At 66.3% G+C, this 14,861-nt stretch carries 17 protein-coding genes; 9 read left to right on the top strand and 8 right to left on the bottom strand.

Features of this window, described 5'->3' with window-relative positions; genetic code table 11:
• Positions 1-11: 11 nt before the first annotated feature.
• Genes NTM_RS10935 through NTM_RS10915 form a run of 5 tightly spaced genes read right to left on the bottom strand, consistent with a single transcriptional unit; the run spans position 12 to position 4,772 of the window.
• Positions 12-1,238, bottom strand: a complete 1,227-nt coding sequence (locus NTM_RS10935; protein WP_163766301.1) for a hypothetical protein — start codon at positions 1,236-1,238, stop codon at positions 12-14.
• Positions 1,228-1,671: a carboxymuconolactone decarboxylase family protein gene (locus NTM_RS10930; protein WP_163766300.1), complete on the bottom strand. Its 444-nt coding sequence runs from the start codon at positions 1,669-1,671 to the stop codon at positions 1,228-1,230. The genes NTM_RS10935 and NTM_RS10930 overlap by 11 nt, the downstream gene beginning before the upstream one ends.
• 3 nt (positions 1,672-1,674) lie before the next feature.
• Positions 1,675-2,535 carry an NAD(P)-dependent oxidoreductase gene (locus NTM_RS10925; RefSeq protein ID WP_104862429.1) on the bottom strand — a complete coding sequence of 287 codons (861 nt, stop codon included), beginning with the start codon at positions 2,533-2,535 and terminating at the stop codon, positions 1,675-1,677.
• Complete coding sequence (locus NTM_RS10920) at positions 2,532-3,293, bottom strand: SDR family oxidoreductase (protein WP_104862430.1); 762 nt, start codon at positions 3,291-3,293, stop codon at positions 2,532-2,534. The genes NTM_RS10925 and NTM_RS10920 overlap by 4 nt, the downstream gene beginning before the upstream one ends.
• A gap of 12 nt (positions 3,294-3,305) precedes the next feature.
• Positions 3,306-4,772 carry an aldehyde dehydrogenase gene (locus NTM_RS10915; protein WP_163766298.1) on the bottom strand — a complete coding sequence of 489 codons (1,467 nt, stop codon included), beginning with the start codon at positions 4,770-4,772 and terminating at the stop codon, positions 3,306-3,308.
• Positions 4,773-4,943: 171 nt separating this feature from the next.
• On the opposite strand from NTM_RS10915, the gene NTM_RS10910 reads away from it, so the two are divergent.
• From NTM_RS10910 to NTM_RS10870, 9 genes are all read left to right on the top strand, one after another.
• The gene (locus NTM_RS10910; RefSeq protein ID WP_104862432.1) at positions 4,944-5,540 is read left to right on the top strand and encodes a TetR/AcrR family transcriptional regulator; all 597 of its coding nucleotides are present in this window, start codon (positions 4,944-4,946) and stop codon (positions 5,538-5,540) included.
• A complete protein-coding gene (locus NTM_RS10905; protein ID WP_104862433.1) occupies positions 5,537-6,745 on the top strand; it encodes a cytochrome P450 in 1,209 nt (402 codons plus the stop codon). The genes NTM_RS10910 and NTM_RS10905 overlap by 4 nt, the downstream gene beginning before the upstream one ends.
• A gap of 13 nt (positions 6,746-6,758) precedes the next feature.
• Entirely contained in the window at positions 6,759-7,583 is an 825-nt protein-coding gene (locus tag NTM_RS10900) for an SDR family oxidoreductase (protein ID WP_104862434.1), read from the top strand.
• On the top strand, positions 7,580-8,938 hold the full coding sequence (locus tag NTM_RS10895; protein WP_104862435.1) for a lanosterol 14-alpha demethylase: 1,359 nt from the start codon (positions 7,580-7,582) through the stop codon (positions 8,936-8,938). Before NTM_RS10900 ends, NTM_RS10895 begins: the two co-directional genes overlap by 4 nt.
• Positions 8,939-8,941: 3 nt before the next feature.
• A complete protein-coding gene (locus NTM_RS10890) occupies positions 8,942-9,148 on the top strand; it encodes a ferredoxin (RefSeq protein WP_104862436.1) in 207 nt (68 codons plus the stop codon).
• Between the two features lie 2 nt (positions 9,149-9,150).
• Positions 9,151-9,699, top strand: a complete 549-nt coding sequence (locus tag NTM_RS10885) for a nuclear transport factor 2-like protein (protein ID WP_104862437.1) — start codon at positions 9,151-9,153, stop codon at positions 9,697-9,699.
• Positions 9,700-9,867: 168 nt separating this feature from the next.
• On the top strand, positions 9,868-11,001 hold the full coding sequence (locus tag NTM_RS10880; protein WP_104862438.1) for an NDMA-dependent alcohol dehydrogenase: 1,134 nt from the start codon (positions 9,868-9,870) through the stop codon (positions 10,999-11,001).
• Between the two features lie 98 nt (positions 11,002-11,099).
• Positions 11,100-11,531: a nuclear transport factor 2 family protein gene (locus NTM_RS10875; RefSeq protein WP_104862439.1), complete on the top strand. Its 432-nt coding sequence runs from the start codon at positions 11,100-11,102 to the stop codon at positions 11,529-11,531.
• 37 nt (positions 11,532-11,568) lie between these two features.
• Positions 11,569-12,393 (top strand): SDR family NAD(P)-dependent oxidoreductase, encoded by an 825-nt coding sequence (locus tag NTM_RS10870; protein WP_104862826.1) that lies wholly within the window; start codon positions 11,569-11,571, stop codon positions 12,391-12,393.
• On the opposite strand, the gene NTM_RS10865 is transcribed toward NTM_RS10870, so the two are convergent.
• The 3 genes from NTM_RS10865 to NTM_RS10855 all read right to left on the bottom strand — a co-directional run bounded on the left by NTM_RS10865 (position 12,394) and on the right by NTM_RS10855 (position 14,827).
• Positions 12,394-13,314 (bottom strand): TIGR03619 family F420-dependent LLM class oxidoreductase, encoded by a 921-nt coding sequence (locus tag NTM_RS10865; protein WP_163766297.1) that lies wholly within the window; start codon positions 13,312-13,314, stop codon positions 12,394-12,396. It lies immediately after the preceding gene.
• 8 nt (positions 13,315-13,322) lie between these two features.
• Complete coding sequence (locus NTM_RS10860; RefSeq protein ID WP_163766296.1) at positions 13,323-14,162, bottom strand: mycofactocin-coupled SDR family oxidoreductase; 840 nt, start codon at positions 14,160-14,162, stop codon at positions 13,323-13,325.
• 74 nt (positions 14,163-14,236) lie between these two features.
• Positions 14,237-14,827, bottom strand: a complete 591-nt coding sequence (locus NTM_RS10855) for a TetR/AcrR family transcriptional regulator (RefSeq protein WP_163766295.1) — start codon at positions 14,825-14,827, stop codon at positions 14,237-14,239.
• Between the last annotated feature and the right edge of the window lie 34 nt (positions 14,828-14,861).

Below are 14,861 nucleotides of genomic sequence, written 5' to 3'. Positions count from 1 at the left end.
TCGGCGATGCACTAGACCACGGTGAGCGGTAGCGACTTCCGGTCCTCGAACACCCATGAAGCGCCGCCGGACACCTTGCACACCTGCACTTCGGAGAATTCCTTCGCCGGGGTGTCCGTGCGGATGACCCGCACCGTCCAGTCCGATTCGGTGCCGTCGAGTTCGGCGCGCAGGTGCGGGTCGACGCCCTGCACGATGGCCTGCACGGGAGAGTCGGCCATCGGGGACACCAACGAGATCCAGGCGCCGTCGTCGTGGGCCGGTGATCTGCGCACGCGAAGATGGTCGCGGTCCACGTCGACCGACACATAAGCCGCGGGGTTGAGCAGCGGGTGCAGTTCCAGCACCCGCAACGCCCCGGCGGCGTCCGCGGGGATCTTGAGTGCGTTGCGGATCCGCTCGGCGGCCACCCCCGCGATACCGATGAGGGACTTGTAGCGGATCGACTCCTCCAATGCCGCATCGCCGTTCGCCCGCGCCTGGACCGCCAGGTTGAACGACAATACGAGCAGGTGCATCTGCAGACACACCTCGTCGGCGATCCGCACGAGTGCCGAGTGCGAGAACGCACCGAAGTCCACGTCGGACACCAACGGCCCCGAATAGTCGGCCTGGCCTTCGTCGGCCGGGTCGATCGGATCGAGCTCGGTGTGATGGGCCCGGCTGGCCCCGACGATGTCGAGCTGCGGGATGAAATCCACCTCGGGGTATGACTCGTCGATGATCACCGTCCACCGGCAGTGCGGGTGGCGGTCGGCGGGTGTGCGCGGCGGACGGTGCACGGGTCGCACCTGGCACCTACGGTTGGTCGCCAGCGCGGTCGCGTCGAACGTCGGGTCCTCGATGTCGTGGCACATACCGCGGACGTAATCCTCGCCCATCGGCTCGACGTCGAGCAGCGCGCCGCAGTGGTCGAGGTGGAACTCGCCATGCCAGCGGTCGTGCACGGTGTAACGGAAGTCCATGAACTGCGGTGGCGCGCCGATGTCGAGCTGCAGCCCCTTGAAGATCGTGATGATGTCGACGCCCTCGTAGTTGAGCGCCTTCTGCATCCGCTTGGTGTAGAGCGGGCTGGCGCCCGCCCATTCCTCGATCGCGATCTGCAGCATCTCTTCACGGCCGAAACTGCTGATGCACCAAGCCATTCCGGAGCGGTCGATCAACTGGCCGATCAGCAGCAGCTCGGGGACCAGGGCAGCGAGCTCGTCGCGCGTCAGCGCGGCGTACCTACTCGTCATGGACTTTGCTGCCCGAATGCATCTGCACGGCGGCGTTCACGTTGGCCTTGCGGTCCTCGTCCTCACCGCGTTCGGCGGCCTTCTGGCGCTTCTTGATCACCTTGCTCACCGCGCCGTCGAGCTTGGAGCCCAGCGGGAAGCCCAGGTAATGGGTCAAAAAGACCGCCATCTCCTTGAGCTCCGCGCCGGTGAGCTCGCCGTTGGCCAGCGCCGCGTTCGCCTGGATCTCGGCCAGGTCGGAGTTGCCCACCGCGGCGACGGCCGTGAGCGTCATGATGCGCTTGTCGCGCATCGACAGGCCGGGCCGCGACCAGATGGTGCCGAAGAGATGGTCGACGGTCAGGTCGAAATATGGGTCGCCCTCGATATTGGGCATCTCCCAGCCATAGACCTCGTTCATCTTCTCGAGGCCCTTGCGCCGCAGCTCGTCCATCTCTTACTCCTTCGTGCTCGGACTGGTATGGGGCACGCCGAGACCGGCGGCCAGATCCCGCAGCGCGATCTCGGCCAGCGGCAGTTCCACGCCGGTGGCCTCGCCGAGGCCGAGCGCCAGCTTCAGGTCCTTTTCGGCCAGCCCGCGGGTGTGGACGAACATGTCGTGCAGGAAGTGGTCGGGTGCCAGCTGGGCGGTGTCGTCTCGAAACATGATGGCACCGGGCCCACCGCTCTGGGCATCGGAGTGGCGCACCACCCGACCCAGCTTCTGAAGGTCGATCCCCGCCGCTTCGGCCAGTCGCTGTGCCTCGCATGCGGCGGCGAACCCGATGAACGTCAGCATGTTCCTGGCGATCTTCATCCGCGTTCCCGCGCCGGGTTCGCCCGCCCGTACCACCATCGACGCCCACTTCTTGAACACCGGTTTGACGATGTCGTAGGCCGCGTCGTCGGCACCGACCATCACGGCGAGCTCGCCCTTGTCGGCGGCGCCCGCACCGCCGCTGACCGGCGCATCCACGACGTGTATTCCCTTGGGCCGCAGCTGCTGCGCGAGCTCTGCGGCAGTCCCGGGCTCGATGGTGGAGTGGATCGCGATGACGGTGCCCTCCCTGGCGTGGGCACCGAGCTCGGTGACGACATCGCGCACCTGCGCGTCGGTGAGCACGGTCACGCTGATCACGTCGGCGGCCGCGACATCGGCGACGGTGTCGGCCAGCGAGGCCCCGAGTTCGGCGAGCGGTGTCATCGCATCGGTGCGCACGTCGAACACGACCAGCCCGCCGGGCCAGTCGACGAGGCGCTTGGCCATCGGCGCCCCCTGGTTACCCAGGCCGATATAGCCGAGTTTCGGATGGGTCACCTTATGATCTGCCCGCCGTCGACGTTGAAGATCTGGCCGGTCACCCATTTGGCCTGATCCGACAGCAGGAACAGCAGCATGCCGACCAGATCATCGGGCTGACCCATGCGCGACAACGGGATTCCCTTGACGATGTCGGCCACCATCTCCTGCGGGGTGGTGGTCCGGTTGGCCTCGGTGTCGATGGGCCCTGGTGCGATCGCGTTGACCCGGATGTTCTGTCCGCCCAGCTCGGTCGCCAGCTGCTGGGTCAGGCCGTTGATCCCGACCTTGGCCAGCCCGTAGAAGTTGGAGTACAGCCATGCCGCGGTGGACGACTGGTTGACGATCGCGCCACCACCGCGCTTGGCCATCTTGCGGTAGACCGCGCGCGTGCACACCAGCGCACCGTCGAGGTTCACACTCATGAATTTCTTGTAGTAGTCCCAGTCGACGGTGATCAGGAAGTCGAGCTTCATCCCGCCGAAGATCGCGGCGTTGTTGACCAGGTAGTCGATCCCACCGAACTCCGAGAGCGCCTGAGCGGCCATCTCTTTGGCGGAGTCCGGATCGGACACGTCGACCCGCACCGCGAGGGCGTTGCCGCCCTCCCCCTTGATCCCGTCGGCGACCTTCTGGGCACCCTCGGTGTTGATGTCGGCGACCACGACGGCGGCGCCCTCCCGCGCCAGCGCCTCGGCGTACGCCTGCCCGATGCCGCCGCCGGCACCGGTGACGATGGCCACCTTCTCCTTGAACTGATCTCCGTACAGACCCACTGTGTCTCCTTCTCAGACAGCCGTGGCGATCGCTTTGATCTCGAGGTACTCCTCGAAACCGGCGAGGCCCATCTCCCGGCCGATGCCGGATTGCTTGTAGCCGCCGAACGGCATGTCCGCCGAGTACCAGACACCGCCGTTGACGTTGACGGTGCCGACCCGCAGTCTCGCCGCGACCGCGTTGGCGCGGTCGAGATCCGGCGAGAAGACCGTGCCGGACAGGCCGTAGGGCGAATCGTTGGCGATCCGGACCGCGTCGTCGTCGCCGTCGTGCGCGATCACGGTCAGCACCGGGCCGAAGATCTCCTCGCGGGCGACCTTCGCGTTGTTGTCCAGACCGGCGATCACCGTCGGCTCGATGAAGAACCCCGTGTCGCGGCCCGCGGGACGGCCGCCGCCGCAGGCGAATCGGCCGCCCTCGGCGATCGCCGAGTCCAGATAACCCTGGATCCGGTCGCGCTGACGGGCCGAGATCACCGGGCCGCAGATCGTGCCCGGATCGGTGGGATCTCCTGGTTTGAGGCCGCCCATCGTCGCCGCGGCGGCCTCGACCGCCTCGTCGTAACGATTCCTGGGGACCACCAGCCGGGTGGTGATCGCGCAGCCCTGCCCCGCGTGCATCGATGCGGTGAACCCCGCCATCGCGCAGGCACCGGCCAGGTCGGCGTCGTCGAGGACCAGGAACGCCGACTTGCCGCCCAGCTCGAGGAAGACCTTCTTCAGTGTCGCCGAGCCGTCGGACATCACGGCCCTGCCGGTGTTGGTGGACCCGGTGAACGAAACCATGTCCACCCGTGGGTCTTTCGACAGCAGCGCGCCGACGCCATGGTCGCTGGACGTGACGATGTTGACCACCCCGGCGGGGAAATCGGTGTGCTCGGAAATCAGTTCGCCCAGCACCGCGGCCGCCCACGGTGTGTCGGGTGCCGGCTTGAGTACCAGCGTGTTGCCCGCCGCCAGTGCAGGACCGATCTTGGCCAGGTTGATCTGGTGCGGGAAGTTCCACGGCGTGATGGCGCCGACGACACCGACCGCCTCGCGGGCGATCCGGCGCGCGGTCTTGATACCCATCGGGGACGCGACGCCGAGATCGGTGCTCCACTGGTAGGACTCGGCGGTGTCCGCGCAGAACGTCAGGTCTTCGATGGGACCTTCGAGCTGGGCGGCCGCGGTCAGCATCCGGGGCGCGCCGACCTCGGCGATGGTCAGGTCCCGCAGCTCTTCGACATGGTCGCGCATCGCGGTCTGCAGCTGGCGGATGCACCGCACCCGCAGCTCGGTGTCGGTCGACCAGCCGGTGTCGTCGAAGGCCCGCCGCGCCGCCCCGATCGCCGCGCTCATGTCCTCGGCGCTCGCGTCGGCGGCGACGCCGAGGGCCTCCTCGGTCGCCGGATTGCTGGTGGTGAACGTGCCTGCGCTCCCGTCGACGAGCTTGCCGTCGATGAGCAGCTTGCTCTCGCGATCGGTCAGGATTGCCATCCGACCTCCTGTTTCATTCTGGACAACTGTCCGACAGAGTTCTCCGGAACCATAACCTCAGACGGTCACGGCAGGCAAGAACATGCCGCCACACCCGCCGATCAGCTCTGTCTAGCTGGGCTTTTCACTCCTAGCTTGCCCTCGGCGTATACCGTCGGATAACTTGGACATGTGTCCAGCGATGCTGTTGCCGCGCTCACACCCGAGTCGGGGCACCCGCCACGAAACCGTCGGCAGGAGGAGACCTTCCGCAAGGTGCTCGCCGCCGGGCTGGAGATGCTGCGCGAATCCTCGTACGCCGACCTGACCGTGCGTGCGGTCGCCGCCCGCGCCAAGGTGGCCCCCGCAACCGCCTACACGTACTTCTCGTCGAAGAACCACCTGATCGCCGAGATCTACCTGAACCTGATCAAGCAGGTCGACTACTTCACCGACGTCAACGACAGCACGGTGTCCCGGGTCGAGAAGACCCTGCGCAGCATGGCGCTGATGGTCGCCGACGAACCCGAGGTCGCCGCCGCGTGCACCACGGCACTGCTGTCGGGTAACGACGCGGCGGTGCGCTCGGTCCGTGAGCGCATCGGCGCCGAGATCCACCGCCGCATCCGCGCCGCCGTCGGGCCCGATCCCGACCCGCGTACCCTCGCCGCACTCGAGATGACGTTCTTCGGCGCGCTGGTCAACGCAGGCAGCGGCGCCTTCACCTATCACCAGATCGCCGACCGGTTGAGTTATGTGGTCGGGCTCATCGTGGGAGACGACAAATGACGATCAGCGACGTGACGCTGGACCCGTACAACTACGACTTCCACGAGGATCCGTACCCGTACTACCAGCGACTGCGCGACGAGGCGCCCCTGTACCACAACGCCGAACTCGGGTTCTGGGCGCTGTCACGGCATATCGACGTGCACAAGGGTTTCCGCAACAGCACCACGCTGTCCAACAAGTTCGGCGTCTCCCTCGATCCGGCGTCGCGGGGTCCGCACGCGTCGAAGACGATGTCGTTCCTTGCCATGGACGACCCGGACCATCTGCGGCTGCGCACCCTGGTCTCGAAGGGCTTCACCCCGCGCCGCATTCGCGAGCTGGAACCACGCGTCACCGAGATCGCCGTCGAGCACCTCGACTCCATGCTGGAGATCGCGCGCGAGACCGGATCCGTGGACTACGTCGACGAATTCGCCGGCAAGCTTCCGATGGACGTGATCTCGGAACTGATGGGGGTGCCGAAGGCCGACCGCACGCAGGTGCGCGCGTGGGCCGATGCGGTGATGCACCGCGAGGAGGGTGTCACCGACGTGCCCGACTCGGCGATCGAGGCGTCGCTGAACCTGATCGTCTACTACCAGGAGATGGTCGGGCAGCGCCGCAAGCAGGCGACCGACGACCTGACCACGGCGCTGCTGGAGGCCGAGATCGACGGGGACCGGCTCACCGACGACGAGATCATCGGCTTCATGTTCCTGATGGTCATCGCGGGCAACGAGACCACCACCAAACTGCTTGCCAATGCCGCGTTCTGGGGGCACCGCAATCCCGATCAGCTCGGACCGGTCTACGACGATCTGGAGCGGATTCCGTTGTGGGTGGAGGAGACGCTGCGCTTCGACACGTCCAGCCAGATCCTGGCCCGCACGGTCGTCGGTGAGCTCGAGCTCTACGACACTCTGATCCCTGACGGCGATGTGCTGCTGCTGCTGCCCGGCTCGGCGCATCGCGACGAGCGGGTCTTCGACAATCCCGACGATTTCGTCATCGGCCGTGAGATCGGTTCGAAACTGTTGAGTTTCGGCAGCGGCGCCCACTTCTGCCTCGGCGCGCATCTGGCGCGCATGGAGGCCCGGGTGGCGCTGGCCGAGTTGTTCAAGCGAATCCGCGGATACGAAGTGGACGAGGCCAACGCTGTCCGCGTCCACTCCAGCAATGTCCGCGGGTTCGCTCACCTCCCGATGTCCGTCAAGGTCCGCTGAAAGGCCTCTGTGCATGCCCCGTTTTGACCCGCTACCCGACCGTCGCCCCGCACTGGTCGCGGGAGCGTCCTCCGGAATCGGCGAGGCGACCGCGATCCGGCTGGCCCGCAACGGCTTCCCGGTCGCACTCGGTGCCCGCCGGGTCGAGAAGCTCGAGGAGATCGTCGGCAGGATCCGCGCCGACGGCGGTGAGGCGATCGCCGTGGCGCTCGATGTCACCGACCCGGACTCGGTGAAGGGCGCCGTCGAGCAGACCACCGCCGAGCTCGGTGAGATCGAGGTGTTGGTCGCCGGCGCGGGTGACACCAACTTCGGCAAGCTGCACGAGATGAGCACCGACGAGTTCACCGATCAGCTGCAAATCCATCTGGTCGGCGCCAACCGGCTGGCCACCGCGGTGCTGCCCGGCATGATAGAACGCCGCCGCGGCGATCTGATCTTCGTCGGATCCGATGTGGCACTGCGGCAACGGCCGCACATGGGCGCCTACGGCGCCGCCAAGGCCGGGCTGGTCGCGATGGTCACCAACCTGCAGATGGAACTCGAAGGCACCGGTGTGCGGGCCTCGATCGTGCACCCCGGCCCGACCCGCACCTCGATGGGCTGGAGCCTGCCCGCCGAGAAGATCGGTCCCGCCCTGGAGGATTGGGCCAAGTGGGGTCAGGCCCGGCACGACTACTTCATGCGTGCCGACGACCTGGCCCGGGCCATCACGTTCGTGGCCGAGACGCCGCGGGGCCACTACATCGCGACCATGGAGTTGCAGCCCGAGGCCCCGCTGGCCGACGTCAAGGACCGCCAGAAACTTGCTCTCGGTGAGGAGGGAATGCCGTCATGACGACAGCGATCGTGCCCCGGGTGTCCGGCGGCGAAGACGAGGAACACGGCCATCTGGAGGAGTTCCGCACGGATCCGATCGGCCTGATGCAGCGGGTCCGTGACGAGTGCGGTGACGTCGGCTGGTTCCAGCTGGCCGGCAAGCAGGTGGTGATGCTCTCGGGCGCCGACGCCAACGAGTTCTTCTTCCGCTCCACCGACAGCGAGCTCAACCAGGCCGAGGCCTACCCGTTCATGACGCCGATCTTCGGTGAGGGTGTGGTGTTCGACGCCGACCCCGAACGGCGTGCGGAGATGCTGCACAACACCGCGCTGCGCGGGGAACAGATGAAGGGTCACGCCGCGACGATCGAGAACGAGGTCAAGCGGATGATCGCCGACTGGGGTGACGAGGGCGAGATCGAACTGCTCGACTTCTTCGCCGAGCTGACCATCTACACCTCGACCGCGTGCCTGATCGGGCTCAAGTTCCGCAACCAGCTCGACTCGCGGTTCGCGAACTACTACCACCTGCTCGAGCGCGGCACGGATCCGCTCTGCTACGTCGACCCGTATCTTCCGATCGAGAGCTTCCGGATCCGCGACGAGGCCCGCGCCAGCCTGGTCGAGCTGGTCCAGGAGGTCATGCACGGCCGGATCGCCAACCCGCCCAAGGACAAGAGCGATCGCGACCTGCTCGACGTGCTGGTGTCGATCAAGGATGAGGACGGCAATCCGCGGTTCTCGGCCAACGAGGTCACCGGCATGTTCATCTCGCTGATGTTCGCCGGGCACCACACCAGCTCGGGCACGTCGTCGTGGACGCTGATCGAGTTGCTGCGCAACCCCGAGTTCTACGCGAAGGTCCAGCAGGAACTCGACGACCTGTACTCCGACGGCCAGGAAGTCAGTTTCCACGCACTGCGTCAGATCCCGAATCTCGACAACGCACTGAAGGAGACGCTGCGGCTGCATCCGCCGCTGATCATCCTGATGCGCGTGGCCCAGGACGAGTTCGAGGTCGCGGGCCATCCGATCCACAAGGGCCAGATGGTCGCCGCGTCGCCGGCCATCTCGAACCGGATCCCCGAGGACTTCCCGAACCCGGATGTCTTCGACCCCGACCGTTACAACAAGCCGCGGCAGGAAGATCTGATCAACCGGTGGACGTGGATCCCGTTCGGTGCGGGCAAGCACCGATGCGTCGGGGCCGCGTTCGCGCAGATGCAGATCAAGGCGATCTTCTCGGTGCTGTTGCGCGAGTACGAGTTCGAGATGGCCCAGCCCGCCGACAGCTACCGCAACGACCACTCGAAGATGGTGGTGCAGCTGGCGCGGCCGGCGAAGGTGCGCTACCGCAAGCGCACAAAGGCTTGAGCCGTGGGCTGCTACCGAATCGAACTGGACGAGGACCTGTGCCAGGGCCACGCGATGTGCGAGCTGGAGGCCCCGGATGTCTTCCGGGTGCCCAAACGCGGCGTCGTCGAGATCCTCGACCACGAACCGCCCGATGAATTACGCGACGCCGTCGAGATGGCCGTCGAGATGTGTCCAACCCGAGCACTGACCCTTATCGAGAAGGAGTAATCATGGCGTCATCCTCCAAACGCGAGGCACTGGAAGACTGGGTCGAGCGCTGGCTGCAGGCCAATAAGGACTCCGAGGCGGCAGGCGACTGGACGAACCTGGCCGACTTCTACACCGACGATGCGACCTACGGCTGGAACATCGGCCCCAAAGAGGACGTGATGTGCGTCGGTAAGCAGGAGATCCGCGACATCGCGCTCGGCCTGGAGATGGAGGGCCTGGAGAACTGGTACTACGAGTACCAGCGCACCCTGATCGACGAGAAGCAGAACGAGATCGTCGGCTTCTGGAAGCAGATCGCCAACAAGAGCGACGGCGGCACCGCCGAGATCTACGGCATCGGCGGCAGCTGGTTCCGGCTCAACGACCAGTTGCTGATCGAGTGGCAGCGCGACTTCTTCGACTTCGGGCATGTCGCCAAGGGCTACGCGAAGCTGATCGAGTCCGGGGATCTCACCCCGGCGATGCAGAAGCGCATCGAGCGGTCCCTTTCGGGCGAGCGGCTGCCCGGTTACTACCCCCTGGGGCAGGCTCCGGTCCCGATCTGGTAGAAACTCGACAGGTGTCAAGATGTGGCCCCGATGACACCTCGCAGGTGATGGAGGTCATAATGGACCGCAGAACAGGAACACGTTCCAATTTGTGCCTAGATTGACCATCCGGCGTGGCCGGCCGCCCTGGAGAACGCCGGGGTCGGGTTTTGCGAGTGGAGGTTCGCAGTGAAGACAAAAGGTGCTCTCATCTGGGAGTTCAACCAGCCGTGGTCGATCGAGGAGATCGAGATCGGCGACCCCGTCAAGGACGAGGTCAAGATCCAGATGGAAGCTTCGGGCATGTGCCACTCGGACCACCATCTGGTCACCGGCGACATCCCGATGGCAGGCTTCCCGGTGCTGGGCGGCCACGAGGGCGCGGGCATCGTGACCGAGGTCGGCCCCGGCGTCGAGGGCCTGGAGCCCGGCGATCACGTCGTGCTGTCGTTCATCCCGTCGTGCGGCGCGTGCCCGTCGTGTCAGGCCGGCATGCGTAACCTCTGCGACCTCGGAGCGATGCTGCTGCAGGGCACCGCGGTCTCCGACAACACCCACCGCATCCACGCCACCAAGAACGGCCAGCCCGTCATCCCGATGACGCTGCTGGGCACGTTCAGCCCGTACATGGTCGTGCACAAGAGTTCGGTCGTGAAGATCGACCCGTCCATCCCGTTCGAGGTCGCCTGCCTCGTCGGATGCGGTGTCACCACCGGCTACGGCTCCGCAGTGCGCAGCGCCGACGTCCGACCGGGCGACGACGTCGTCATCTCCGGTATCGGCGGCGTGGGGATGGGCGCGCTGCAGGGCGCCCTGAACGCGGGCGCCCGCAACATCTTCGCGATCGATCCGGTCGAGTGGAAGCGTGACCAGGCACTGAAGTTCGGCGCGACCCACGCCTACCCCGACATCTTCAGCGCGATGGCAGGCGTCGCCGAGATCACCCAGGGCCGGATGGCTGCCAAGACCATCATCACCACCGGTGAACTGCACGGCGAAGAGATCGACAACTACCTCAACATCACCGCCAAGGGCGGCACGTGCGTGGTGACCGCGGTCGCCAACATGGCCAAGTCCGACGTGACGTTGAACCTGTCGATGCTGACCCTGCTGCAGAAGAACCTGCAGGGCACCATCTTCGGCGGCGGCAATCCGCACCACGACATCCCGCAGCTGCTGTCGATGTACAAGGCCGGCCGGCTCAACCTCGACGACATGGTCACCCGGCAGTACAAGCTGGAACAGATCAACGACGGCTACCAGGACATGCTGGAAGGCCGAAACATCCGCGGCGTCATCCGCTACACCGACGCCGACCGGTAAATCCGGAATACTCCCGCGAAATTGCGTTCCAGCAGGGAAAGTTCGAGTAGCGCTCTGCTGGAATGCAATTTCGGCGGGGGTCGGACCGAAGGAGTCCCATGACAGAGACGGCCGAACTGACGCCGGTGGTCGCGGCGTCGCAGAACTCGTGGCGCTGCGTGCAGACCGGCGACCGCGAGGGCTGGCTGGCGCTGATGTCCGACGACGTCGTCGTCGAGGACCCGATCGGACAGGCCGTCACGAACCCGGACGGGACGGGTGTGCGCGGCAAGGAAGCCCTGGCCGCCTTCTACGACACCAACATCGGGCCGAACACGCTGCGGGTGACCTGCGAGGAACGATTCCCGTCCAGCAGCCCGAACGAGATCGCCTACATCCTGGTGTTGGAGACCACGTTCCCGAACGGATTCGTGGCGACCGTGCGCGGGGTGTTCACCTACCGGGTCGATGACGCCGGCCTGATCACCAACCTGCGCGGCTACTGGAACATGGATGCGATGACCTTCTCCGAGGCGGAGAAGACGGATTAGCGCCGTGGCCGTGCGGCCGCTGGACACCCGAGCCGCGGTGGTCGTCGGCGGTACCCGCGGCGTCGGCCTCGCGGTCGCCGAATTACTGGCGTCCCTCGGCGCCTCCGTAGTGGTCAACGGCCGTGACGGGTCCGCGGCGACCGAGGCCGCACAACGCATTCCGGGCGCGATCGCCCATCCCGGCTCACCGGCCGACCCCGCGGTCGCGGACGCGCTGATCGAAACCTGCATCCGCGAGTACGGCCGAATCGACATCCTGATCAACTGTGCGGGTACCGCCGAACCGTCCGGCTCCTCGATCCTGAACGTGACGCCGCAACAGTTCCAGGACCTGATGGACGCACACCTGGGCACGGTGTTCCAGACCTGCCGGGCCGCGGCGCCGGTTATGGTGGCACAGGGTGGCGGCGCGATCGTGAACACCAGCTCCTTTGCGTTCCTCGGTGATTACGGCGGCACCGGCTATCCGTCGGGCAAGGGAGCGGTGAACAGCTTGACCCTGGCCATCGCCGCCGAGCTCAAGGAGCACGGCGTGCGCGCCAACGTGGTGTGCCCGGGCGCGAAGACCCGGCTGTCGAGCGGCCCGGAGTACCAGGCGCACATCGCCGAGCTGAACCGCCGGGGGTTGCTCGACGACGTCAGCTTTCAAGGCGCGCTCGACGCCGCCCCGCCGGAGTACGCGGCGCCGACCTACGCGTACCTCGCCAGCGATCTGGCCAAGGACATCACCGGGCAGATCTTCATCGCCGCAGGCGGCTTCATCGGCCGGTTCGACCGCCAGAGCCCGGCGATCGTGGCCTACCGGGGCCACCACGACGAGCCGCCGTGGACCGTCGAGGAGATCGCCGCCCAGGTGCGCTGATCACGGCAACTGCGGTTTGATCTCCTCGATCACCCACTGCGCGTAGTCGAGATACTCGTCGACGCCTCGGACCTTCGGGATCGGGACCGCACTGACCGTGACACCCTGCTCCCCCAGCCAGCTCAGCTTGTCGACGATCTCGGCCGCGCTCATGCCCGGACGCGCGTGCGGATCCTTCTGCGCGACATGGCCTTCACCCACCCGGTTGGTGCCCAATCCGTGTACGACGTCGAACGGCCGCCCGTCGTAGTCGGACTGGGACTTGATGAACTCCAACCGTTCGGCGATCTGTTCTGGCGGCGTCAGGAACGACCACCACCCGGACGCGTACTTCGCGGCCCGGCGCAGCGCCGCGTCGGCGTCCCCACCGATCCAGATCGGAAGGTGGGGTTTCTGCGCGGGTTTGGGCTCGAAGGCGACCTCGGAGAACGATACGTACCTGCCCTCGAAGCTGGGGCGTTCGCTGGTCCACAGCTCCACGATCGCCGCCAGGTACTCGTCGGCGATGCGGCCGCGTTCGTGGAACGGCACACCGAGGGCATCGAATTCGCCCTGCAGCCAACCGACCCCGAAGGTGACCATCATCCGGCCGCTGCTCATCCAGTCCGCCGTCGCCAGCGCTTTGGCCAGCACGATCGGATGCTGCAGTGGCAGCACGGTGATACACGAGTTCAGCCGGATCCGCTCCGTCGCCCCGGCCAGGTACGCCTGCGCGGTCGTGGACTGCAGATAGTGCGGTCCGGACAACTCCAGATGCTCGGTGGGGATCACGAAATGCTCTGGGACCGCGATCATGTCGTAACCCCAGGCATCCGCGCACTTGGCCATCCGGGTCTGGTCCGCGCCGGTGACCGACGCCTCCCACGGTTGCGACATCGCCGGTAGCCGCAGCATGTGCGGCAACGCGAAGACGAGCTGCATGTCCGGCGCTACTTGAGCATGCTGCCGGCGTCGACGGTGACCGGTAGGCCGGTGATGTACCGGGCCTCGTCGGAGGCCAGGAACAGCACGGCGTTGCTGATGTCGACGGGCTCCACCCAACCGACCGGCAGCACGTGCATGAACTGCGCAGCCACGGCCAGGTCGTCCGGACCCGGATTCTCCAGGTCGGGGCGGAACAGTTTCATCGTGCCCTCGTTCATGAACAGCGGCGTGTTCACGTTGGTCGGGCAGACGGCGTTGACCCGGATCGAGTGCTGACCGAGCTCGACGGCGAAGGTCCGCATCAGCCCGATGACACCGTGTTTGGCGGCGATGTAGTGGCCGGTGTGGGGGTACGGCTTGAGCCCGCCGACCGAACTGGTGATAACGATCGACCCGCCGCGCCCACCGGAGAGCAGGTGCGGGACAGCGGCTTTGACCGACTTCCAGACTCCGGAGAGGTTGACGTCGATCATGTCGGTCCAGTCTTCTTCGCTGGTGTGGTCCAGCGTCTGACCACCATTGCCGATGCCCGCGTTGGCGACCACGATATCGAGGCGGCCCAACTGCTCGACCCCGGAGTCGACCGCGTTCTTGACCGCGGCGTAGTCGCGCACGTCGACTTCAGCCGCGACGATCCGGCGGCCGGTGCCCTTGACCAGGTCGACGGTTTGCGCCAGGTCGTCCGGCGTGGCCGGCGGGATGTCGGTGTGGGTACTGACCGGCCCGCACACGTCGATCGCGATGATGTCGGCGCCTTCTTCGGCGAGGCGAACCGCGTGGCTGCGCCCCTGTCCCCGCGCCGCGCCCGTGATGAACGCGACTTTGCCCTCGACCCGACCGCCCATGTGCCACCTCGATTTCAGACATCCATCGACTACTTGTCGATCGATCAGGAGATTGACACCGATCGCCTGGACTGTCAACCTCCTGACGCGGATCCGAGGGACTTGAGATGGCGGTCGACATAGGCACGCATCTCGTCGTGCCCGAGCGTGACCCCGACCGCGCTCTCGTTGCACAGACTGCGGGCGATCTGCGCGATCAACATCGAAATGACTACCGGAGGATGCTCGTCGAGGTCGATTCCGTTGGCGCGCAAAGCCACTGTGACCGCGGCGGTCTCGATATCGCGGACGCGTTCGGCGTAGGCGCGCAGTTCGACGCGAATCACCTTGCGGTGGTTGGCCAGCGCCATGAACTCGGTGTTGAGCCCCGTTCGGCTGGCATCACTGTTGATCAGCCACAGCGCACGGAGGGGATCGTCGTCGGCCAACGCGGCACGCATATGTTCCAGAGAAGTTTCCGCACCGGCCCGCAACACCTCGACGAACAGGTCGTCCATCGTCGGGAAGTAGTAGTAGACCAACGCCTGTTTCACACCGGCCTCAGCGGCGACACGGCGGGACGTCGCCGCGGCATACCCCTCGTCCCGCATGATCTTCGCGGTCGCTTCGATCAGGCGCTGACGGGCATTCACGTCACCGCCCCGGGTTTTCGGTGCGGCGGCCATTTCAGCCGCCGTCCGAGCCGTCGATGCTTGACCG

This window comes from Mycolicibacterium parafortuitum, assembly GCF_010725485.1.
Lineage (GTDB): Bacteria > Actinomycetota > Actinomycetes > Mycobacteriales > Mycobacteriaceae > Mycobacterium.
This window is presented reverse-complemented; position numbering and strand designations above follow the sequence as displayed.